Origin of the sequence: Streptomyces sp. yr375 (assembly GCF_900110755.1) — a bacterium.
In the GTDB taxonomy this organism is placed as follows: domain Bacteria; phylum Actinomycetota; class Actinomycetes; order Streptomycetales; family Streptomycetaceae; genus Streptomyces.
The window spans coordinates 81,178-102,411 of sequence record NZ_FOFF01000005.1 but is presented as its reverse complement, the minus strand read 5'-3'; the positions used below and the strand labels follow the sequence as shown (position 1 = coordinate 102,411).

The window sequence follows — 21,234 nt, the reverse complement described above, 5'->3', positions numbered from 1 at the left end:
GGCCGGGACGGGCGGGGCATACGGCGAGGGCCCGGCTCCCCATCAGGGGGAACCGGGCCCTCGCCGTATGCCTGGCGACCTGCGCTTTACGCCTTGCGGAGGCGGAACGTCAGGGTCAGGCCCTCGTCGGTGAACGGGGTGCCGTACGTGTCGTCGGCCACACCTTGGGCGAAGTCCGTGGCGAGGACCTCGTCGGCGATCAGGCCGGCGTGAGCGGCCAGGGCGTCGGCGGTGGCCGGGTCGGTCGCACTCCAGCGCAGCGCGATGCGGTCGGCGACGTCGAGGCCGCTGTTCTTGCGGGCCTCCTGGATCAGGCGGATCGCGTCCCGGGCCAGGCCCGCGCGGCGCAGCTCCTCGGTGATCTCCAGGTCCAGGGCGACCGTGGCCCCGGAGTCGGAGGCGACCGACCAGCCCTCGCGCGGGGTCTCTGTGATGATCACCTCGTCGGGGGCGAGGGCGACGGTCTCGCCGTCGACCTCCACGGACGCCGTGCCCGCGCGCAGGGCGAGGGACAGCGCGGCCGCGTCGGCGTTGGCGACGGCCTTGGCGACGTCCTGGACGCGCTTGCCGAACCGCTTGCCCAGGGCCCGGAAGTTGGCCTTGGCGGTGGTGTCGACCAGTGACCCGCCGACCTCGGAGAGGGAGGCCAGGGACTCGACGTTCAGCTCCTCCGTGATCTGCGAGTGCAGCTCGGGGGAGAGGGCGTCGAAGCCGGTGACGGCGATCAGGGCGCGGCGCAGCGGCTGGCGGGTCTTGACACCCGACTCCGCGCGCGTGGCGCGGCCCAGCTCCACCAGGCGGCGGACCAGGACCATCTGCTTCGACAGCTCCGGGTCGATCGCGGAGAGGTCCGCCGCCGGCCAGGAGGAGAGGTGGACGGACGCCGGTGCGCCCGGGGTGACGGGCACCACGAGGTCCTGCCAGACCCGCTCGGTGATGAACGGGGTCAGCGGGGCCATCAGCTTCGTGACCGTCTCGACGACCTCGTGCAGGGTGCGCAGCGCGGCCTTGTCGCCCTGCCAGAAGCGGCGGCGGGAGCGCCGGACGTACCAGTTGGACAGGTCGTCGACGAACGCCGAGAGGAGCTTGCCGGCGCGCTGGGTGTCGTAGGCCTCCAGGGCCTGGGTGACCTGGTCGGTGAGGGCGTGCAGCTCGGACAGCAGCCAGCGGTCCAGGACGGGCCGGTCGGCGGGGGCCGGGTCGGCCTCGCTGGGCGCCCAGTCGGACGTACGGGCGTACAGGGCCTGGAAGGCGACCGTGTTCCAGTACGTCAGGAGCGTCTTGCGGACGACCTCCTGGATGGTGCCGTGGCCCACCCGGCGGGCCGCCCACGGGGAGCCGCCGGCCGCCATGAACCAGCGCACGGCGTCGGCGCCGTGCCGGTCCATCAGCGGGATCGGATCCAGGGTGTTGCCCAGGTGCTTGGACATCTTGCGGCCGTCCTCGGCGAGGATGTGGCCGAGGCACACGACGTTCTCGTACGAGGACTTGTCGAAGACCAGGGTGCCGACCGCCATCAGCGTGTAGAACCAGCCGCGGGTCTGGTCGATGGCCTCGGAGATGAACTGCGCCGGGTAGCGGGACTCGAACAGGTCCTTGTTCTTGTACGGGTAGCCCCACTGCGCGAACGGCATCGAACCCGAGTCGTACCAGGCGTCGATGACCTCCGGCACGCGCGTGGCCCGCTGTCCGCAGTCGGCGTGCGGGCAGGCGAAGGTGACCGCGTCGATGTACGGGCGGTGTGGGTCCAGCTCCGACTGGTCGGCGCCGGTCAGTTCGGTGAGCTCCGCGCGGGAGCCGACGACCGTGAGGTGGTCCTCCGCGCAGCGCCAGATCGGCAGCGGGGTGCCCCAGTAGCGGCTGCGGGACAGCGCCCAGTCGATGTTGTTGTTCAGCCAGTCGCCGAAGCGGCCGTGCTTGACCGTGTCCGGGAACCAGTTGGTCTTCTCGTTCTCCTGGAGGAGGCGGTCCTTGACGGCCGTCGTGCGGATGTACCAGGACGGCTGCGCGTAGTAGAGGAGCGCGGTGTGGCAGCGCCAGCAGTGCGGGTAGCTGTGTTCGTACGGGATGTGCTTGAAGAGGAGGCCGCGCTGCTGGAGGTCCTCGGTGAGCTGTTCGTCCGCCTTCTTGAAGAAGACGCCGCCGACCATGGGGACGGACTCCTCGAAGGTGCCGTCGGGGCGGACCGGGTTCACCACCGGCAGGCCGTAGGCGCGGCACACCTTGAGGTCGTCCTCGCCGAAGGCGGGGGACTGGTGGACCAGACCGGTGCCGTCCTCGGTCGTGACGTACTCGGCGTTCACCACGTAGTGGGTTTCGACGTCCGCCGGGAACTCGACCAACTCGAACGGACGTTGATACGACCAGCGCTCCATTTCGGCGCCGGTGAAGGACTGGCCGGTGGCCTCCCAGCCCTCGCCGAGCGCCTTGGCGAGCAGCGGCTCGGCGACGACGAGCCGCTCCTCGCCGTCGGTCGCGACGACGTAGGTCACGTCGGGGTGCGCGGCGATGGCCGTGTTGGAGACGAGCGTCCAGGGGGTCGTCGTCCAGACCAGGAGCGCGGCTTCGCCGGCGAGCGGACCGGAGGTGAGGGGGAAGCGGACGTAGACGGAGGGGTCGACGACCGTCTCGTAGCCCTGGGCCAGCTCGTGGTCGGAGAGGCCGGTGCCGCAGCGGGGGCACCAGGGGGCGACGCGGTGGTCCTGGGTCAGCAGGCCCTTGTTGAAGATCTCCTTGAGCGACCACCAGACGGACTCGACGTACTCCGGGTCCATGGTCCGGTAGGCGTCGTCGAGGTCGACCCAGTAGCCCATGCGGGTCGTCAGGTCGGAGAAGGCGTCGGTGTGCCGGGTCACGGACTCGCGGCACTTGGCGTTGAATTCGGCGATGCCGTACGCCTCGATGTCCTGCTTGCCGGAGAAGCCGAGCTCCTTCTCGACCGCCAGCTCCACCGGGAGGCCGTGGCAGTCCCAGCCGGCCTTGCGGGCCACGTGGTAGCCGCGCATGGTGCGGAAGCGGGGGAACACGTCCTTGAAGACGCGGGCCTCGATGTGGTGGGCGCCGGGCATGCCGTTGGCGGTGGGCGGGCCCTCGTAGAACACCCACTCGGGGCGGCCCTCGGACTGCTCCAGGCTCTTGGCGAAGATCTTCTGCTCGCGCCACAAGTCGAGCACCGCGTGCTCGAGGGCGGGCAGGTCGACCTGGGCGGGCACCTGGCGGTACGTCGGCGTTGTCATCAGCGAGCTTCCTCCGGCGGACTTTCTGCCTTCCGTCCGGAGGGACGAGAGCCTGAGCCGCTACTCCGTAGCTGCTGCGGACGCCGTGTGCGGCGCGCTCCCGCGGTACCACCCTCCTTGGCCCTCCGGTGCGCCCTGCGCTCCGGCGAGCCCCCTCATTGGGGTCGCGATGCCGGTTCTACCGACCCGCTGCGGGCCTTCTTCCGGCGGCTCCGGGGTGATCTTCACGTCGCGCAGGCCCCCGGGCTTCCACCGTCCCCGGGTCGCTCTGGGCTGCGTACGCCGCTACTCGTCCCCATCCACGCTTTTCGCTCCGCCCAGTGTACGGCTCCCCACCGACAGCGGCCGACCGGTTTCCGGGGCCGTCGGGCGCGACGGGCAGACGGGCCGTAATGCCCCGAATGGTGGCTAAATGAGGGGGTGTGTGGGTTGGTGTTCAGGGATGCCCGGCTCGGCGGATTACCGGGCGGGGGGCTGGGCACAACGCAGGCAGGCTTGCCGCGCGGCGTGCGCGAGGCGGGCGATTCGGGCGGTGCGCCCCGTTGCCGCGGGCCTCAAGTCGATTTATCGTCCCAGCACGATTCGCGTGCAAGATCACAATATGTGAAGGGGCCGCGGCCATGGTGGCGAAGAAGACCGCCCAGCCCGTCGAGGGTGCGGAAACGGTGCCGTCGGCTGCCGCCGGGGGGACGAAGAAGGCGGCGGCCCGGAAACCGGCTGCCAGGAAGACGGCGGCGAAGAAGTCGACGGCCAGGAAAGCGGTGGTGAAGGACGCGGCGGCGAAGGATGCGGTGGCGAAGGATGCGGTGGCGATGGACGCGATGGTGAGGGACGAGGTGGTGAAGCAGGCGGCCGTCGAGGAGCCGGTGGTCGAGGAGCCGGCGGGTGAGGAGTCGGTGGCGGGGAAGACCGCTGCCGGGAAGACCGTTGCCAAGAAGACCGCCGTCAAGAAGGCCGCTGCCAGGAAGGGCGCCGCCAAGAAGGCCGTCGGCGGGAGAGCGGCCGCCAAGAAGACCGGTGGCGCCAAGGGCGTGACCGCGACGGGTGCGGGCAGGAAGAGCACGGCCAAGAAGGTGGGCGCGGCCTCGGCCGCGGAGCAGACGGGAGCCACGACAGTGGTTGCGAAGAAGACTCCGGGTACGGCCACGGCGGCGAAGACCGCCGTCCCCAAGGCACGCCTCGCCGCGGCGGAGCCGGGCGAGCTCGCGGTGCGCCCCGGCGAGGATCCGTGGACGCCTGAGGAGGTCGAGGACGCCCGCGCGGAGCTGGAGTCCGAGCAGGAGCGGCTGCGCACGGAGCTCGCCACGTCCGAGACGGCCCTGGTGGGGCTGATGCGGGACTCGGGTGACGGCGCGGGCGACGACCAGGCGGACACCGGGACGAAGAACATCACGCGTGAACACGAACTGGCGCTGGCCGCCAACGCGCGCGAGATGCTGATCCAGACCGAGCACGCCCTGGAACGGCTGGCCGCCGGCACCTACGGCCTGTGCGAGAACTGTGGCAACGCCATCGGCAAGGCCCGCATGCAGGCCTTCCCGCGGGCCACGCTGTGCGTCGAGTGCAAGCAGAAACAGGAGCGCCGGTACTGATCGCCTGGCTGTCGGGGGGTGTGCCGTACCCTCGTCCTCAGTCAGGTACCTAGGTTGAGGGACTCACGTGGCAGAGGCGGAGCGCGTCATCGGTACGCCGGACACCCCAGAGGCGGGATCCGAGCCGGAGCAGTCGTCCGGCCCGGGCGGTCAGGAGAGCGCCGAGGTGACCGGGGCCACGGGTGCCACCGGGGCCGCGCGGCCCCGGGGCAGGCGCCGGATCGCCGTGCTCTTCGCCGTGGCCATGTTCGCGTACGCGCTCGACCTGGTCAGCAAGATGATCGTGGTCGCCAAGCTGGAGCACCACGCGCCGATCGAGATCGTCGGGGACTGGCTGAAGTTCGAGGCCATCCGCAACGCGGGCGCGGCCTTCGGCTTCGGCGAGGCCTTCACGATCATCTTCACGGTGATCGCCTCGGCCGTGATCGTGGTGATCGCCCGGCTCGCCCGCAAGCTCTACAGCCTGCCCTGGGCGATCGCGCTGGGCCTGCTGCTGGGCGGTGCGCTGGGCAACCTCACCGACCGGATCTTCCGCGCGCCTGGCGTCTTCGAGGGCGCGGTCGTGGACTTCATCGCGCCCAAGCACTTCGCGGTCTTCAACCTCGCCGACTCGGCGATCGTCTGCGGCGGCATCCTGATCGTGCTGCTGTCCTTCAAGGGGCTGGACCCGGACGGGACCGTCCACAAGGACTGACCCGGTCCAGGCCGGACCGAACTTTTCCACAGGGGCCCGCGGCGGTTGTCCACAGGCTTCGTACGGTGGTGTCGGCGCTGTCCTGCATACTCGACGGGTGAGCACGATTCCCGAGATCCGTACCCTGCCCGTGCCGGACGGCCTGGAGGGCGAGCGCGTCGACGCCGCCATCTCCCGCATGTTCGGCTTCTCCCGCACCAAGGCCGCAGAGCTCGCCGCGGCGGGGAAGGTCACGGTCGACGGCTCGGTGGTCGGCAAATCCGAGCGGGTGATCGGCGGGGCCTGGCTGGAGGTCGAGATGCCGCAGGCGCCCGCGCCGGTGCAGATAGTCGCCGAGCCGGTCGAGGGCATGGAGATCGTGCACGACGACGACGACGTGGTCGTGATCGTCAAGCCCGTCGGCGTGGCCGCGCACCCGTCGCCGGGCTGGAGCGGGACGACCGTGATCGGTGGCCTCGCCGCCGCCGGGTACCGCATCTCCACCTCCGGTGCCGCCGAGCGCCAGGGCATCGTGCACCGCCTCGACGTCGGCACGTCCGGCCTGATGGTGGTCGCCAAGTCGGAGCGGGCGTACACGTCGCTGAAGCGCCAGTTCAAGGAGCGCACGGTCGACAAGCGCTACCAGACGCTCGTCCAGGGCCACCCGGACCCGACGAGCGGCACCATCGACGCGCCCATCGGCCGCCACCCCCAGCACGACTACAAGTGGGCGGTCACGGCCGAGGGCAAGCCGTCCGTCACGCACTACGACCTCATCGAGGCCTTCCGCGCGGCCTCCCTGCTGGACGTCAAGCTGGAGACGGGCCGCACGCACCAGATCCGCGTCCACATGGCCGCCCACCGCCACCCCTGTGTCGGCGACCTCACCTACGGCGCGGACCCGACGCTCGCCAAGCGGCTGGGCCTGACCCGGCAGTGGCTGCACGCCGTCCGGCTGGGCTTCGAGCACCCCGGGGACGGGCAGTGGGCGGAGTTCGCCAGCGACTACCCCGAGGACCTCCAGCGGGCCCTCGACCAGGTGCGCGAGGAGACCTACGGGTGAGCCCGCGGGGGAGCGGCCCGCGCGCGTACACGGTGCGCGTCGTCGAGGACCCGGCCGACCGGGAGGCGTGCTTCGCGGTGCGCAAGGAGGTCTTCGTCGGCGAGCAGGGCGTGCCCGAGGACCTGGAGTACGACGCCTTCGACGCCGGCGCCGTGCACGTGCTGGCGCTCGGGGCGGACGGGCCGGCGCTCGGCACCGGGCGGCTGCTGACCGGCGAGGCGGCCGCGGCCAGGACCGACGGCGACCCGGCGGTGGGCTCGCTGGGGCGGCTCGCCGTGCTGCGCGAGGCGCGCGGGCTGGGCGTCGGGGCGGCGCTCGTGCGGGCCGTCGAGGAGGCGGCACGCGCGCGGGGGCTCACCGCCGTGGACCTGCACGCGCAGACCCACGCGCTGGGTTTCTACGAGCGGCTGGGGTACGTGGCGTACGGCCCGGAGTTCCCGGACGCGGGGATCGCGCACCGGTCCATGCGGCGTTCGCTGTAGCGTCCGGCGGTCGTGCGACGCCGGCGCCCTGGGATCTTCCTGATCGTCTAGCTCCGGAGCCCGACCGTGGATCAACTGGCCCTGCTGTTCGTCCTGTTGCTCGGGGCCGTGGTGAGCGTTCCGGTCGGGGACCGGCTGGGGCTGCCCGCGCCGGTGCTCATGACGCTGCTCGGGATCGTCCTCGCGGTCCTCGACTTCGTGCCGAACGTGGAGATCCCGCCCGAGCTCATCCTGCCCCTCCTGCTGCCGCCCCTGCTGTACGCGGCGGTCCGGCGCACCTCCTGGCGGCAGTTCACGGCGAACCTGCGGCCCATCCTGCTGCTCGCCGTGGCGCTGGTGTTCGTCACGACGGTGTGCGTGGCGGCGGTGGCCCACGCGATCGTGCCGGGGCTGCCGATCGCCGCGGCCGTCGCGCTCGGGGCGCTGGTCGCGCCGCCCGACCCGGTCGCCGCCACCGCCGTGGCCGGACAGCTCGGGCTGCCCCGCCGGCTGGTGTCCATCCTGGAGGGCGAGGGGCTGTTCAACGACGTGACGGCCATCGTGCTCTACCACGTCGCGATCGCCGCGGCCGTGAGCGGGTCGTTCTCGCCGTGGCGGGCCGGTCTCGACCTCGTGCTGTCCGCGGTGGTGGCGGTCGCGGTGGGCGTCGCGCTCGGGTGGGGAGCCAACCGGCTGCTGGACGTCCTCGGGGACACCACGCTGCAGATCGGGCTGACGCTCCTGGTGCCGTACGCCTCGTACGTGCTGGCGGAGGAGTTCCACGGGTCCGGGGTGCTGGCCGTGCTGACCACCGCGCTGTTCCTCGCCGAGTACGCCACCGACCCCGACGACGTGCTGACCCGGCTGGCCGGCCACACCTTCTGGGAGATCATCGACACCCTCGTCACGGGCGTCGCGTTCGGGCTGATCGGGCTGGAGCTGCACAACGCGATCCGGACGGCGTCCGGGCGGTGGGGCGAGATGCTGGGCTGGGCGGCGGTGATCGTGGCCGTGGTGGTCGTCGTACGGCTGCTGTGGCTGCTGCCGGCGACCTGGCTGACGAAGCGGCTGCACGCCCGGCGGGACCACGACGAGGACATCCCGACGAGCTGGCGGGAGACCGTCGTCATGTGGTGGGCCGGGATGCGCGGGGTGGCCTCGGTGGCGCTGGCGCTGGCCGTCCCGCTGAAGACCGAGGCGGGCGGGCCCTTCCCCGACCGGGACGAGATCGTCTTCATCGCGTTCGGCGTGATCATGGCGACGCTGGTGCTGCAGGGGCTGACCCTGCCGTGGCTGGTGAAGCGGCTCGACGTGCGGTCGGACACCGACCGCGAGAAGGCGTTCGAGAAGGAGCTCGCGGTGCGGGCCGCGAAGGCGGCGAAGCGGCGGCTGCGGGAGATCGAGGCCGAGGAGGACCTGCCGGAGGAGCTGTCCGAGCAGATGCTGCGGCGGGCCTTCGACATCGGGGTGCGGATCAGCCCGGACGTGGGCGAGGACGAGCGGCGCGAGGCGCACGAGGCGCGGGTGCGCAGGCTGAAGCGGGTACGGCGGATCCAGGGCGAGATGCTCAGCGCCGCCCGGCACGAGGTGGTGGCCGCGCGCAGCGAGCCGGGCGCCGACCCGGAGATCGTCGACCGGGTACTGCGACACCTGGACGTCCGCAGCCTCAGGTGACCCGGCGCGGACGCGTCGGCCTCACGCGCGGTGGGCGGCCCCGTCCGGGGCGGCGGCTCCGTCCCGGGACGAGGACGAGGACGGGCTCGGCAGGCGGCCGCCCGGGGGTGGGGTCGCGTCGGCCGTGTTGACCCTCGGGAGTGCGTACGGGTGCTCCCGGGCCAGCCAGCGGACCATCTGCTCGCGGACCGTGACCCGGACCGTCCAGATGTCGTCGGCGTCCTTCGCCGTGGCCAGAGCCCGGACCTGCATCGTGTTGGGGGTGGTGTCCGTGACGTCCAGGCCGCAGGCGCGGCCGTCCCACGCGGGGCACTCGCGCAGGATGTCGCGCAGCTTCTCGCGCATCGCCTCGACCGGCGCCGTGTGGTCGACGTGGAAGAAGACGATGCCGGTCATCTGCGGGGTGCCGCGCGACCAGTTCTCGAACGGCTTCGACGTGAAGTACGACACCGGCATGGTGATCCGGCGCTCGTCCCAGGTGCGCACGGTCAGGAAGGTCAGGGTGATCTCCTCGACGGTGCCCCACTCGCCGTCCACGACCACGGTGTCGCCGATGCGCACCATGTCGCCGAAGGCGATCTGCAGCCCCGCGAACAGGTTGCTCAGCGTCGACTGGGCGGCCACACCGGCGACGATGCCGAGGATGCCGGCCGAGGCCAGCAGCGAGGCGCCCGCCGCGCGCATCGCGGGGAACGTCAGCAGCATCGCGGCCACGGCCATCACGCCGACGACGGCCGCGACCACCCGCATGATCAGCGACACCTGGGTCCGCACCCGCCGGATCCGGGCCGGATCGCGGTGCACGCGCGCGTAGCGCGAGTACGTCGTCTCCACGACCGCCGCCGTGATCCGGATCACCAGCCACGCCGCCGCGCCGATCAGCACCAGCGTCAGGGCCCGGCCGATGGCGGTCCGGTGGTCCTCCAGCAACCGCGCCGCGTCGTAGGACCCTCGCAGCATCGCCGCGCACAGCACGAGTTGGTAGGGGACGCGGCCACGGCGCAGCAGGCCCCACAGCGGGGTCTCGGTGTGGCGTCGGTCGGCCTTGGACAGCAGACGGTCGGTGGCCCAGCCGATGAGGACTGTCAGCACGACCGAACCGCCGACCACGATCACGGGCCGGAGCAGGTTCTCCATGCCTTCGAACGTAACCGGGTCCGCCGGGCTTGAACATGCGACGTCGGGTGAAGTCGTGTGAAGCGGCGCACGTGCGGCGTTGTCAGTGCGGGCTGGCACCATGAACGCATGAACATCATGCTCTTTCACTCGTCCTACGGCCCGCGGCCCGCAGTGCGCGCGGCGGCGGACCGGCTGCGCGCCGCCGGGCACGAGGTGTGGACGCCGGACCTCTTCGGCGGGCGCACGTTCGACACGGTCGAGGAGGGCATGGCGCACAAGGAGGAGATCGGCAAGGACGAGCTGCTGAAGCGAGCCGTCCTGGCCGCCGCGCCCTACTCGGAGCGCGGGTTGGTGTACGCCGGTTTCTCGCTGGGCGCGTCGATCGCGCAGACCCTCGCCCTCGGCGACGACAAGGCGCGGGGCCTGCTGCTCCTGCACGGCACCTCGGACCTCGCGCCGAACGTCTTGGTGGCCGACCTCCCGGTGCAGTTGCACGTAGCGGAGCCGGACCTGTTCGAGACGGACGACTGGCTGAGCGCCTGGTATCTCCAGATGCGCAGAGCCGGCGCCGACGTGGAGATCTACCGGTACGCGGGCGCCGGGCACCTGTACACCGACCCCGAGCTGCCCGACTACGACGAGGAGGCCGCCGAGGCCACCTGGCGGGTGGCACTCGGCTTCCTCGAATCGCTGTGAGACTCGCGTGAGTTCCGTCGCAGCGGTACTGCGTCGCAGGCCCTAGCCCGGGAAGCACTCCTTCGGCGGGTGCACCAGCGACTGGAAGTGGCCGGACCACACCCAGGACGTCGGCTGCGAGTCGTAGAGCCTGAACCACATGTTCCCCGAAGGGGTCTTGGTGGTCGAGCACTGGATCCGCAGGGTCGTGCCCCGCGGCTCCGTGCGGTACCTCGTGGATGAGGAGACGGGCTGGGAGTAGATCGGCGCGCTTTCGAGCGTCGTCAGGTTGACGTACGCCGGTGCCGCCGCCGGCGCGGCTTCCCGCGCTTCGGCGGATGTGGCGGTGAGTCCGGCGAGGGCCAGGGCTGCGCCGAACACCGCAGTCTTCGTCAGGACACTTTGGGGGGTGGCCATGTGACTCCAATCGTGGACGGAACTGTCGGACCGCCGGTGTGACGGTCAGACAATGCGTCCGCGACACTAGCGAGATCTTTTCGGCCGCGCCCGGAATTATTTTCTACACGGGGTCGTATGTGCGCTCGACCTTCTGCGTGCCGGTGCGCGTGCGGTACGAACGCTCCCAGGCCGAGGTCGCGTCGGCCTTCGTGCGGTCGGACAGGACGTAGTAGTCCATCTGCGCGCGCTCGGCGGTGATGTCCAGGACGCCGTAGCCGTGCCGGTCGGTGTCGACCCAGTGCACATGCCGGTTGGCGACCTGGATGAGGGGCGCGGCGACCGCGGTGAGGGTGCCCTCGGGGACCTTCACGATGTCGTCGAGGTTGTCGGAGGTCACCGAGGTGACCACGAACTCCGTGGCCGCCGAGGCCGACAGGGGGTAGGTGCCGGCGTCCACCGGCACGTCGTTGGCCCACGCCATGTGGATGTCGCCGGTCAGGAAGACGGTGTTGCGGATGGCGTTGGAGCGCAGGTGGGCGAGGAGTTCGCGGCGGTCGTCGGTGTAGCCGTCCCACTGGTCGGTGTTGAGGCCGAGGCCGTCCTGCGGCAGCCCGAGCAGCTTGGCGAGCGGCTTGAATATGTCGGCGGAGAGCGAGCCGATGACGAACGGCGAGATCATCACCGAGTTGCCGACCAGCCGCCAGGTGGTGTCGGACGCCTTCAGCCCGGCCTTCAGCCAGTCCAGTTGGGCGCGCCCGGTGATCGTCCGGTCCGGGTCGTCGACGGTGCCCTTGCCGACGGCGACCTGCTGCGAGCGGAACGAGCGCAGGTCCAGCAGGGACAGATCGGCGAGCTTGCCGAAGCGCAGCCGCCGGTAGGTGGTGCCGGCGATGGCCGGACGGACCGGCATCCACTCGAAGTAGGCCTGCTTGGCGGCGGCCTGACGGACCGACCAGGCGCCCTCGGCGCCCTCCGTGTGGTTCTCCGCGCCGCCCGACCAGCTGTCGTTGGCGAACTCGTGGTCGTCCCAGATCGCGACGACCGGCGCCTTGGCGTGCAGGGCCTGAAGGTCGGGGTCCGTCTTGTACTTGCCGTGCCGGGTGCGGTAGTCGGCGAGCGTGAGGATCTCGTGCGTGGGCGCGTGCTCCCGTACGACGGTGCCGCGCGCGCCGTACGCGCCGGTGCCGTACTCGTAGATGTAGTCGCCGAGATGCAGCCAGGCGTCCAGGTCGCCGCGGGCCGCGAGGTGGCGGTAGGAGGAGAAGTAGCCGGCCTCCCAGTTGGCGCAGGAGACCACGCCGAAGCGCAGGCCCGGCACGGCGGCGTCCGCCGCCGGCGCGGTGCGGGTGCGCGCCACCGGGGAGTCGGTGCCGCCGGCCGAGAAGCGGAAGTAGTAGTCGGTCGCGGGCGCGAGGCCCCGGATGTCGGCCTTGACCGTGTGGTCGGTCGCGGCCGTGGCGGTGGTGGAGCCCTTGGCGACGACGTCCGTCAGCGCCTTGTCCCTGGCGACGACCCAGCTCACCTCGGTGTCCGGGCCGAGCCCGGAACCCGGTATCGCGGCGGCGGTGGGCGTCACGCGGGTCCACAGCAGCACGCCGTCGGGCAGCGGGTCGCCGGAGGCGAGGCCGTGCAGGAAGGCGGGCGCCTCGGCGGCCCGGGCGGGTAGCGCGGCCACGAGCGGGCCGGCCAGGACAGCGGTGGCCGCCGCGGCCTTGAGGGCCGTACGGCGGCGCGGGGAAAGGGAGTTGGGGCGCTCCGACGGGATGCCGGCGCTCTCGGACGATCTGTGTCGACTGGTCACGGGCGATGAGATTACTGACCGGTACGACAGCAGAGCGGGCGAACTCGAAAAGTTCGCCCGCTCTTCACCCGGAGTCTGGGATTCCCCGTCCGTCAGCCCTTGAGGGCCTCGCCCACGACCCTCTCGAAGTCGGCCACGGTCAGCAGCGGGCTGCCGTTGTTGAGCTGCTTGCCGTCCATGACGAAGCCCGGAGTGCCGGTCACGCCCTCCTTGTTGCTGTCGAAGGTTTTCGACATGGCCATCGCCCAGGCGTCGTAGGTGCCCTTCTTGACCGCGTCCTGGAACTTCGTGTTGTTCTTCAGCGCGGTGACGGTGTTCGCCACCTTGATGAGGTAGGCGTCGTCCTTGAACTCGTCGGTCGTCTCGTCCGGGTGCCACTTCGCCGAGTACAGCGCGGTCTTGTACTCGAGGAACGCCTCGTCGCTGACGTTCAGCGCGGCGCCCAGGGCGCTCAGCGCGTTCTTGGAGCCCTCGCCGTTGTCCTTGTTGTCGATGAACGTGGCGCCGACGTACTGGAACTTGTACTTGCCGGAGTCGACGTCCTTCTTCAGGGTCGAGCCGACGGTCTGCTCGAACTGCGCGCACACGGGGCAGCGCGGGTCCTCGTAGACCTTGAGGGTCTTTTTCGCGGTGCTCTTGCCGATGACGACGGTGGTGCCGTCGGTGCCCGTCGTGTTGGCGGGGGCGACGACCTTCTCGCTCTTCACGGCCTCCCAGTGGCTGGGCTTGTTGGCCTGGACGACGGCGTAACCTATGCCGCCGGCCGCGGCCAGCACGGCGACCGCCGAGGTGGCGACGATGACCTGCCGCCTGACCTTGGCCCGCTTGGCCTCGCGCTCACGCTCGGCGCGCAGCCGCTCCCGGGCCGCCGTCTTCGCCGCCGCGCTGTTCCGCTTGCTCATGGTGTTCTCCAAAGGGGACGCGTACGGGTGGGTACGCGGAAGTTCGTGTGGGGACGGGTGGGACTGGTGGGTGTTCGGGTACGCCGGTCCGTTCAGACCGCGGCGGCCGAGCACGGCGGTCCACGCCGTCCCAGGGAATGCACGAGGATCCGCTCGCGGACGGTGGTCGTACGGCGCGTGGGCCGCGGCAGGCGGCGGGCCGCCGGGGCGCGTCGTACGGTCACGGCGGCGACGGCCAGCAGCAGCGGCCGGAAGGTCGTCGCGGTCGCCGCCCCCAGCAGCCGGGCCAGCGCCCGCTCGCCCCGGCGCAGCCAGGCGGCCGCGAGCAGGCCGACGCAGACGTGCGCGCCGAGCAGCAGCCACGCGGTGCCCGGGTCGGCGTGCGCCAGCAGTCCGCCGAGCTTGCCGGCGTCGGTGCCGGTGACCTGGGCCAGCGGGCTGCCGACGGGGGTGCCGTCGCCGCACAGCACGTCCCAGCCGACCGAGGCCAGCGGGCCGGCGACCGGGCCGCCTGCCCGGCCGTAGCAGACGTGCTGGCCGGTGGTGAGGACGGTGTCGGCGGCCAGCTCCAGCGGGATCAGCAGGGCGGCGATCCGCCCGAAGCCGCGCTCGCGGCCCGCCAGGGCGTACGCGCACGCGAACACGGCGGCCGCGACGGCGGCCACCGTGTTGAGCGGCAGGGGGGCCCGCGACAGCAGCACGTGCGACGCGGTGCTGAGCGTCACGACGAAGGCCGTGAACAGCGCCGCGCGTACGGCTCTGAGGCGGGTCCCGGATATGTCCATAGCGGAGGAGAGTGTGTCACGTGCTCCTGTAAGAGACCCCTAAAGGACCCCTCTGAGCTGCGGACCGTTAGAGACCTGGAATCCGGCCGTTGCGGAACAGGTCGACGAAGATCTGGTGGTCGGCACGCGCGCGTGCGCCGTACGTGTGCGCGAAGTCGACCAGGAGGGGCGCGAAGCCCTCCTCGTCGGCCGCGATCGCCGCGTCGATGGCCCGCTCCGTGGAGAAGGGCACCAGGGACTCGCCGGAGGTGTCGTCCGCCGCCGCGTGCATCGTGGCCGTGGCCCGGCCCAGGTCGGCGACGACGGCCGCGATCTCCTCCGGGTCGTCGATGTCGCCCCAGTCCAGGTCGACCGCGTACGGCGAGACCTCGGCGACCAACTGCCCCGCGCCGTCCAGCTCGGTCCAGCCCAGCCACGGGTCGGCGTGCGCCTGGAGGGCGCGCTGGGAGATCACCGTGCGGTGCCCCTCGTGCTGGAAGTAGCCGCGGATCGCCGGGTCGGTGATGTGCCGGGAGACCGCCGGGGTCTGGGCCTGCTTGATGTAGATCACGACGTCGTTCTCCAGGGCGTCGCTGTGGCCCTCCAGGAGGATGTTGTACGACGGCAGCCCGGCCGAGCCGATGCCGATGCCCCGGCGGCCCACGACGTCCTTCACCCGGTAGGAGTCCGGGCGGGTCAGCGACGTCTCCGGCAGCGTCTCCAGATAGCCGTCGAAGGCCGCCAGGACCTTGTAGCGGGTCGCCGCGTCCAGCTCGATGGAGCCGCCGCCGGGCGCGAAGCGGCGCTCGAAGTCACGGATCTCCGTCATGGAGTCGAGCAGCCCGAAGCGGGTCAGGGAGCGGGCGTCACGCAGCGCGTCCAGCAGCGGGCCCTGCGCCGTGTCCAGGGTGAACGGCGGCACCTCGTCGCGCTTGGCGCCGGTCGCCAGGGCGTGCACGCGCTCGCGGTACGCGCCCGCGTACACCTCCACCAGTTCGCTGATCTGCTCGTCACTGAGCGCCTTGGCGTAGCCGATGAGGGCGAGGGAGGCGGACAGGCGCTTGAGGTCCCAGGTGAAGGGGCCGACGTACGCCTCGTCGAAGTCGTTGACGTTGAAGATCAGCCGGCCCGTGGCGTCCATGTACGTGCCGAAGTTCTCCGCGTGCAGGTCGCCGTGGATCCACACGCGCGAGGTGCGCTCGTCGAGATACGGGCCGCCCCGTTTCTCGGCGTCCAGGTCGTGGTAGAAGAGGCCCGCCGTGCCCCGGTAGAACGCGAAGGCCGAGGCCGCCATCTTCCGGAACTTCACGCGGAACGCGGCCGGGTCGGCGGCCAGGAGCTCGCCGAACGCGGTGTCGAAGACGGCGAGGATCTCCTCGCCGCGGTGCTCGTCGTTGAGCTGCGGAACCGACATCGCTGGGTGCCTCCTGGTGCAGTGCTTCGGACGACAGCGTCTCTGCCGTCCAACGCACGACGGTACGCGGGAGTGCCCGGTGATTGTCAGTGGCGAGGCTTAGACTTCGACGCTGTCCCCCCAGACTGTCCGCCAGCCTGTCGCCCAGTGTTTTCCATGGAGGCCACGCCGTGTCAAAGCCGCCGTTCACGCACCTGCACGTCCACACCCAGTACTCGCTGCTGGACGGTGCCGCGCGGCTCAAGGACATGTTCAACGCGTGCAACGAGATGGGCATGACCCACATCGCCATGTCCGACCACGGCAACCTGCACGGGGCGTACGACTTCTTCCACACCGCCAAGAAGGCCGGCGTCACCCCGATCATCGGCATCGAGGCGTACGTCGCCCCCGAGTCGCGGCGCAACAAGCGGAAGATCCAGTGGGGCCAGCCGCACCAGAAGCGCGACGACGTCTCCGGTTCCGGCGGCTACACCCACAAGACGATCTGGGCGGCCAACGCGACGGGCCTGCACAACCTCTTCCGGCTCTCCTCGGACGCGTACGCCGAGGGCTGGCTGCAGAAGTGGCCCCGGATGGACAAGGAGACCATCTCCCAGTGGTCCGAGGGGCTCATCGCCTCCACCGGCTGCCCCTCCGGCGAGCTCCAGACCCGGCTGCGCCTCGGCCAGTACGACGAGGCGCTGAAGGCGGCCTCCGAGTACCAGGACATCTTCGGCAAGGACCGCTACTTCCTGGAGCTGATGGACCACGGCATCGAGATCGAGCGCCGGGTCCGCGACGGCCTCCTCGACATCGGCAAGAAGCTCGGCATCCCGCCGCTGGTGACGAACGACTCGCACTACACGTACGCGCACGAGGCGACCGCGCACGACGCCCTGCTGTGCATCCAGACCGGCAAGAACCTCTCCGACCCCGACCGCTTCCGCTTCGACGGCACCGGCTACTACCTGAAGTCCACGGACGAGATGTACGCCATCGACTCCTCGGACGCCTGGCAGGAGGGCTGCGCCAACACCCTCCTGGTGGCCGAGCAGATCGACACCTCCGGCATGTTCGAGGCGAAGAACCTCATGCCGAAGTTCGACATCCCCGAGGGCTTCACCGAGGTCACCTGGTTCAAGGAGGAGGTCCGCCTCGGGATGGACCGCCGCTTCCCCGGCGGCGTCCCCGACGACCGGCAGAAGCAGGTCGAGTACGAGATGGACGTCATCATCCAGATGGGGTTCCCGGGTTACTTCCTCGTCGTCGCCGACTTCATCATGTGGGCCAAGAAGCAGGGCATCGCGGTCGGCCCCGGCCGAGGCTCCGCGGCCGGCTCGATCGTCGCCTACGCCATGGGCATCACCGACCTCGACCCGATCCCGCACGGCCTGATCTTCGAGCGGTTCCTCAACCCCGAGCGCGTCTCCATGCCGGATGTCGACATCGACTTCGACGAGCGCAGGCGCGTCGAGGTGATCCGGTACGTGACGGAGAAGTACGGCGCCGACAAGGTCGCCATGATCGGCACCTACGGCAAGATCAAGGCCAAGAACGCGATCAAGGACTCCGCGCGCGTGCTGGGCTACCCGTACGCCATGGGCGACCGGCTCACCAAGGCGATGCCCGCCGACGTCCTCGGCAAGGGCATCGACCTCAACGGCATCACCGACCCCTCGCACCCGCGCTACAGCGAGGCCGGCGAGATCCGCGCGATGTACGAGAACGAGGCGGACGTCAAGAAGGTCATCGACACCGCCAAGGGCGTCGAGGGCCTGGTCCGGCAGATGGGCGTGCACGCGGCCGGCGTGATCATGTCCAGCGAGCCGATCGTCGACCACGCGCCGATCTGGGTGCGGCACACCGACGGCGTGACCATCACCCAGTGGGACTACCCGCAGTGCGAGTCGCTCGGCCTGCTGAAGATGGACTTCCTGGGCCTGCGCAACCTCACGATCATGGACGACGCCGTCAAGATGGTGAAGTCCAACAAGGGCGTCGACCTCGACCTGCTGGCCCTGCCGCTCGACGACCCGACGACCTTCGAACTCCTCCAGCGCGGCGACACCCTCGGCGTCTTCCAGTTCGACGGCGGCCCGATGCGCTCGCTGCTGCGCCTGATGAAGCCCGACAACTTCGAAGACATCTCCGCCGTCTCCGCGCTCTACCGTCCGGGCCCGATGGGCATGGACTCGCACACCAACTACGCGCTGCGCAAGAACAAGCTCCAGGAGATCACCCCGATCCACAAGGAGCTGGAGGAGCCCCTCGAAGAGGTGCTCGCGGTCACCTACGGCCTGATCGTCTACCAGGAGCAGGTGCAGAAGGCCGCCCAGATCATCGCCGGTTACTCGCTCGGCGAGGCCGACATCCTGCGCCGCGTGATGGGCAAGAAGAAGCCCGACGAACTGGCCAAGAACTTCACCATCTTCCAGGCCGGCGCCAAGAAGAACGGCTACAGCGACGAGGCCATCCAGGGCCTGTGGGACGTCCTGGTCCCGTTCGCCGGCTACGCCTTCAACAAGGCCCACTCGGCCGCCTACGGACTGGTCTCGTACTGGACCGCCTACCTCAAGGCGAACTACCCGGCCGAGTACATGGCCGCGCTGCTCACCTCGGTCAAGGACGACAAGGACAAGTCCGCGATCTATCTGAACGAGTGCCGGCGCATGCGCATCAAGGTGCTGCCGCCGAACGTCAACGAGTCGGTGCACAACTTCGCCGCCCAGGGTGACGACGTCATCCTCTTCGGCCTGGAAGCCGTCCGCAACGTCGGTACGAACGTGGTCGAGTCGATCATCCGCAGCCGCAAGGCCAAGGGGAAGTACGCCTCCTTCCCCGACTACCTCGACAAGGTCGAGGCGGTCGCCTGCAACAAGCGCACCACGGAGTCGCTGATCAAGGCGGGCGCCTTCGACACGATGGGGCACACCCGCAAGGGCCTCACCGCGCACTTCGAGCCGATGATCGACAACGTGGTCGCGGTCAAGCGCAAGGAGGCCGAGGGGCAGTTCGACCTGTTCGGCGGGATGGGCGAGGAGGAGACCAGCGAGCCCGGCTTCGGCCTCGACGTCGAGTTCACCACCGACGAGTGGGAGAAGACGTATCTGCTCGCCCAGGAGCGGGAGATGCTCGGCCTGTACGTCTCCGACCACCCGCTCTTCGGCCTGGAGCACGTGCTGTCCGACAAGGCGGACGCGGGCATCGCCCAACTCACCGGAGGCGAGCACACGGACGGCGCGGTCGTCACCATCGGCGGCATCATCTCGGGCCTCCAGCGCAAGATGACCAAGCAGGGCAACGCCTGGGCGATCGCCACCGTCGAGGACCTCGCCGGCTCCATCGAGTGCATGTTCTTCCCCGCGACCTACCAGCTCGTGTCGACCCAACTCGTCGAGGACGCCGTCGTGTTCGTCAAGGGCCGCCTCGACAAGCGCGAGGACGTGCCGCGCCTGGTCGCCATGGAGCTCCAGGTCCCGGACCTGTCGAACGCGGGCACCAACGCGCCCGTGATCCTCACCATCCCGGCCACCCGGGTCACCCCGCCGATGATCAACCGCCTCGGCGAGATCCTCACCCACCACCGGGGCGACAGCGAGGTCCGGATCAGGCTCCAGGGCCCGACGAAGACGACCGTGCTGCGTCTGGACCGGCACCGGGTCAAGCCCGATCCCGCCCTGTTCGGCGACCTGAAGGTGCTGCTCGGCCCGTCCTGCCTGGCGGGCTGACCGGCCGACCGGCTGCGGTTGACGGGAGTGAAGCGTGAGGGGCGCATCCGGTTTCGGATGCGCCCCTCGGTGTGCCTGGGCTGCAACAGCCCGCCCTGCGGACGTCAGTTGTGGCCGAAGCGCTTCTGACGGCCCTTGCGGGCGACGTCGGACGGCGTCACCTGAGAGATGCGCTGCTCGGCCTGGTCCTGCATCGAGGACTGCTGGGCCTGCTGCTGACCACGCTCGGACTGCGGCTGTTTACGATCCTGCTTCTTGTGCTTGGCCATGGCGTCTGCCTCCTGGGGAGATCTGAGGGCCAGAGACGGGACCAGACTCACATAGGCTGACTTATGGCGCATTTCGGATAATTACCGTCTGTAAGAGGGGGTGTCGGAGCGGAAGTGCCCGAAACGCCACGCCGAAGATCGAGTTCGGGCCGTTAACCCCCGTCAGGTCGGGCAGACTCGAAGGAAGCCCAAAGCAAACCTCCCGTAAAGAGGGTGAGTCGTGTGGACCGCTGCATCGTCCTGGTGGACGCCGGGTATCTGCTGGGGGCCGCCGCCAGTCTCCTCGCCGGGGAGCCGTCGAGATCCCGGATCACCGTGGATCACTCCGCCCTCGTCCAGGGCCTGCGCGAACAGGCCGAGTCCGAGACCGAGCGGCCACTGCTGCGCATCTACTGGTTCGACGGCGCCCCGGACCGCGTCCCGCAGCCCGAACACCGCAGGCTGCGGGTGATGCCCCGGGTCACGGTCCGGCTCGGCGCGCTGACCCGCAGCGACGGCCGCTGGGCGCAGAAGGGCGTCGACGCGGCCATGCACGCCGAGCTGACCGAGCTGGCCCGCAACCGCGCCTGCTCCGACGTCGTCCTCGTCACCGGCGACGGCGACCTGCTGCCCGGCATGATGGCCGCCAAGGAGCACGGCGTCGCCGTCCACCTGTGGGCCGTCCAGGCCGCCGACGGCGACTACAACCAGTCCGAGGACCTCGTCGCCGAGGCCGACGAACGGCGCGTCCTGGACCGTACGTGGATCACCAAGGCCGTCCGCGCCAAGGAGCTGGGCGGGATCTGCGCGCCGCCGCCCGTGCCCCGGCCCGAGATCGCCGCGATCCTCTCCGCGCCGCTGCCCGACTCCGGCCTCGCCCGCGCCGCCGAGCGGACCGCCGAGGAGCCCGAGCACCCCTCCGAGCACCCGTCCACCGTCGCCTCCGAGAACGGCGCGCAGGAGCGCGTCCCCGCCCCCAAGGGCGTCCCGACCCCCAAGGACCTGGCCGCGCTGCGCGCACCCGGCGCCCAGACCGTCCAGCACCCCACCACCGCGACCCTGCGCTGGTCCTCCGACAAGGGCTGGGTCGACCGCCCCGGCGGCGTGGCCGAACCCTCCGAGGTCGCCTCGATGCCGACGCTCGCGCAGGTCACCACGGCGGAGCAGCGGTGGGCGGACCGCGAGGAGGACATCACCACCGTCGGCGGCGACCCCTACGAGGTGGGGCAGGTCTTCGCCCGCCGGTGGATGGGACGCCTCGGCGACCAGGGCCATCTGCAGAAGCTGTCGGGCATGTACCCGCGCATCCCGCACCGCATCGACGGCGAGCTGCTGCGGTACGCGGCCCGCTTCGGCCTGCTCGCCCACAAGGACGACCAGATCGACGAACACGACCGGTACGCCATCCGGGCGGGCTTCTGGCGCGAGATCGACGTACGGACGACGGCCGAGCCCGCTCCGGCGGGCGACTGAACCGGGCGGCCGGTACGCCCCCGACGGCGG

Annotated in this window: 16 protein-coding genes; 8 read left to right on the top strand and 8 right to left on the bottom strand. The window is 70.6% G+C overall.

All coding sequences use genetic code 11. The annotated features are described in order from the left end of the window. Positions 1-86 precede the first annotated feature (86 nt). Positions 87-3,236: an isoleucine--tRNA ligase gene (ileS, locus tag BMZ82_RS07890; RefSeq protein WP_093773157.1), complete on the bottom strand. Its 3,150-nt coding sequence runs from the start codon at positions 3,234-3,236 to the stop codon at positions 87-89. 620 nt (positions 3,237-3,856) lie between these two features. Here ileS and BMZ82_RS07880 point away from each other — a divergent pair. From BMZ82_RS07880 to BMZ82_RS07860, 5 genes are all read left to right on the top strand, one after another. Continuing rightward, on the top strand, positions 3,857-4,828 hold the full coding sequence (locus BMZ82_RS07880; protein ID WP_093773155.1) for a TraR/DksA family transcriptional regulator: 972 nt from the start codon (positions 3,857-3,859) through the stop codon (positions 4,826-4,828). Positions 4,829-4,895: 67 nt separating this feature from the next. Continuing rightward, the gene (gene lspA, locus BMZ82_RS07875) at positions 4,896-5,522 is read left to right on the top strand and encodes a signal peptidase II (protein WP_093773153.1); all 627 of its coding nucleotides are present in this window, start codon (positions 4,896-4,898) and stop codon (positions 5,520-5,522) included. A 97-nt stretch (positions 5,523-5,619) separates the two neighbouring features. Further along, positions 5,620-6,564 (top strand): RluA family pseudouridine synthase, encoded by a 945-nt coding sequence (locus BMZ82_RS07870; RefSeq protein WP_093773151.1) that lies wholly within the window; start codon positions 5,620-5,622, stop codon positions 6,562-6,564. Continuing rightward, the gene (locus BMZ82_RS07865) at positions 6,561-7,046 is read left to right on the top strand and encodes a GNAT family N-acetyltransferase (protein WP_093773149.1); all 486 of its coding nucleotides are present in this window, start codon (positions 6,561-6,563) and stop codon (positions 7,044-7,046) included. Before BMZ82_RS07870 ends, BMZ82_RS07865 begins: the two co-directional genes overlap by 4 nt. A 66-nt stretch (positions 7,047-7,112) precedes the next feature. Further along, positions 7,113-8,699: a Na+/H+ antiporter gene (locus tag BMZ82_RS07860; RefSeq protein ID WP_093773147.1), complete on the top strand. Its 1,587-nt coding sequence runs from the start codon at positions 7,113-7,115 to the stop codon at positions 8,697-8,699. Between the two features lie 21 nt (positions 8,700-8,720). Here the strand turns inward: BMZ82_RS07860 and BMZ82_RS07855 are convergent, their stop codons facing one another. Beyond that, complete coding sequence (locus tag BMZ82_RS07855; protein ID WP_093773145.1) at positions 8,721-9,836, bottom strand: mechanosensitive ion channel family protein; 1,116 nt, start codon at positions 9,834-9,836, stop codon at positions 8,721-8,723. Between the two features lie 108 nt (positions 9,837-9,944). On the opposite strand from BMZ82_RS07855, the gene BMZ82_RS07850 reads away from it, so the two are divergent. Further along, positions 9,945-10,514, top strand: a complete 570-nt coding sequence (locus BMZ82_RS07850; protein ID WP_093773143.1) for a dienelactone hydrolase family protein — start codon at positions 9,945-9,947, stop codon at positions 10,512-10,514. A 42-nt stretch (positions 10,515-10,556) separates the two neighbouring features. On the opposite strand, the gene BMZ82_RS07845 is transcribed toward BMZ82_RS07850, so the two are convergent. From BMZ82_RS07845 to BMZ82_RS07825, 5 genes are all read right to left on the bottom strand, one after another. Next, positions 10,557-10,910 (bottom strand): hypothetical protein, encoded by a 354-nt coding sequence (locus tag BMZ82_RS07845; protein ID WP_143098836.1) that lies wholly within the window; start codon positions 10,908-10,910, stop codon positions 10,557-10,559. Positions 10,911-11,013: 103 nt separating this feature from the next. Next, positions 11,014-12,693 carry an alkaline phosphatase D family protein gene (locus BMZ82_RS07840; RefSeq protein ID WP_093773139.1) on the bottom strand — a complete coding sequence of 560 codons (1,680 nt, stop codon included), beginning with the start codon at positions 12,691-12,693 and terminating at the stop codon, positions 11,014-11,016. Between the two features lie 92 nt (positions 12,694-12,785). Beyond that, entirely contained in the window at positions 12,786-13,595 is an 810-nt protein-coding gene (locus BMZ82_RS07835; protein WP_093773428.1) for a thioredoxin domain-containing protein, read from the bottom strand. Positions 13,596-13,687: 92 nt separating this feature from the next. After that, entirely contained in the window at positions 13,688-14,380 is a 693-nt protein-coding gene (locus tag BMZ82_RS07830) for a hypothetical protein (protein ID WP_093773137.1), read from the bottom strand. A gap of 67 nt (positions 14,381-14,447) precedes the next feature. Beyond that, a complete protein-coding gene (locus BMZ82_RS07825) occupies positions 14,448-15,773 on the bottom strand; it encodes a DUF2252 domain-containing protein (RefSeq protein WP_093773135.1) in 1,326 nt (441 codons plus the stop codon). A gap of 170 nt (positions 15,774-15,943) precedes the next feature. Between BMZ82_RS07825 and dnaE the strand changes: the two genes are divergently transcribed. Further along, complete coding sequence (gene dnaE / locus BMZ82_RS07820; RefSeq protein WP_093773133.1) at positions 15,944-19,483, top strand: DNA polymerase III subunit alpha; 3,540 nt, start codon at positions 15,944-15,946, stop codon at positions 19,481-19,483. Between the two features lie 104 nt (positions 19,484-19,587). Here the strand turns inward: dnaE and BMZ82_RS40605 are convergent, their stop codons facing one another. Then, positions 19,588-19,752, bottom strand: a complete 165-nt coding sequence (locus BMZ82_RS40605; protein ID WP_093773131.1) for a hypothetical protein — start codon at positions 19,750-19,752, stop codon at positions 19,588-19,590. A gap of 222 nt (positions 19,753-19,974) precedes the next feature. On the opposite strand from BMZ82_RS40605, the gene BMZ82_RS07810 reads away from it, so the two are divergent. Continuing rightward, positions 19,975-21,204, top strand: a complete 1,230-nt coding sequence (locus BMZ82_RS07810; protein WP_093773129.1) for an NYN domain-containing protein — start codon at positions 19,975-19,977, stop codon at positions 21,202-21,204. Positions 21,205-21,234 lie beyond the last annotated feature (30 nt).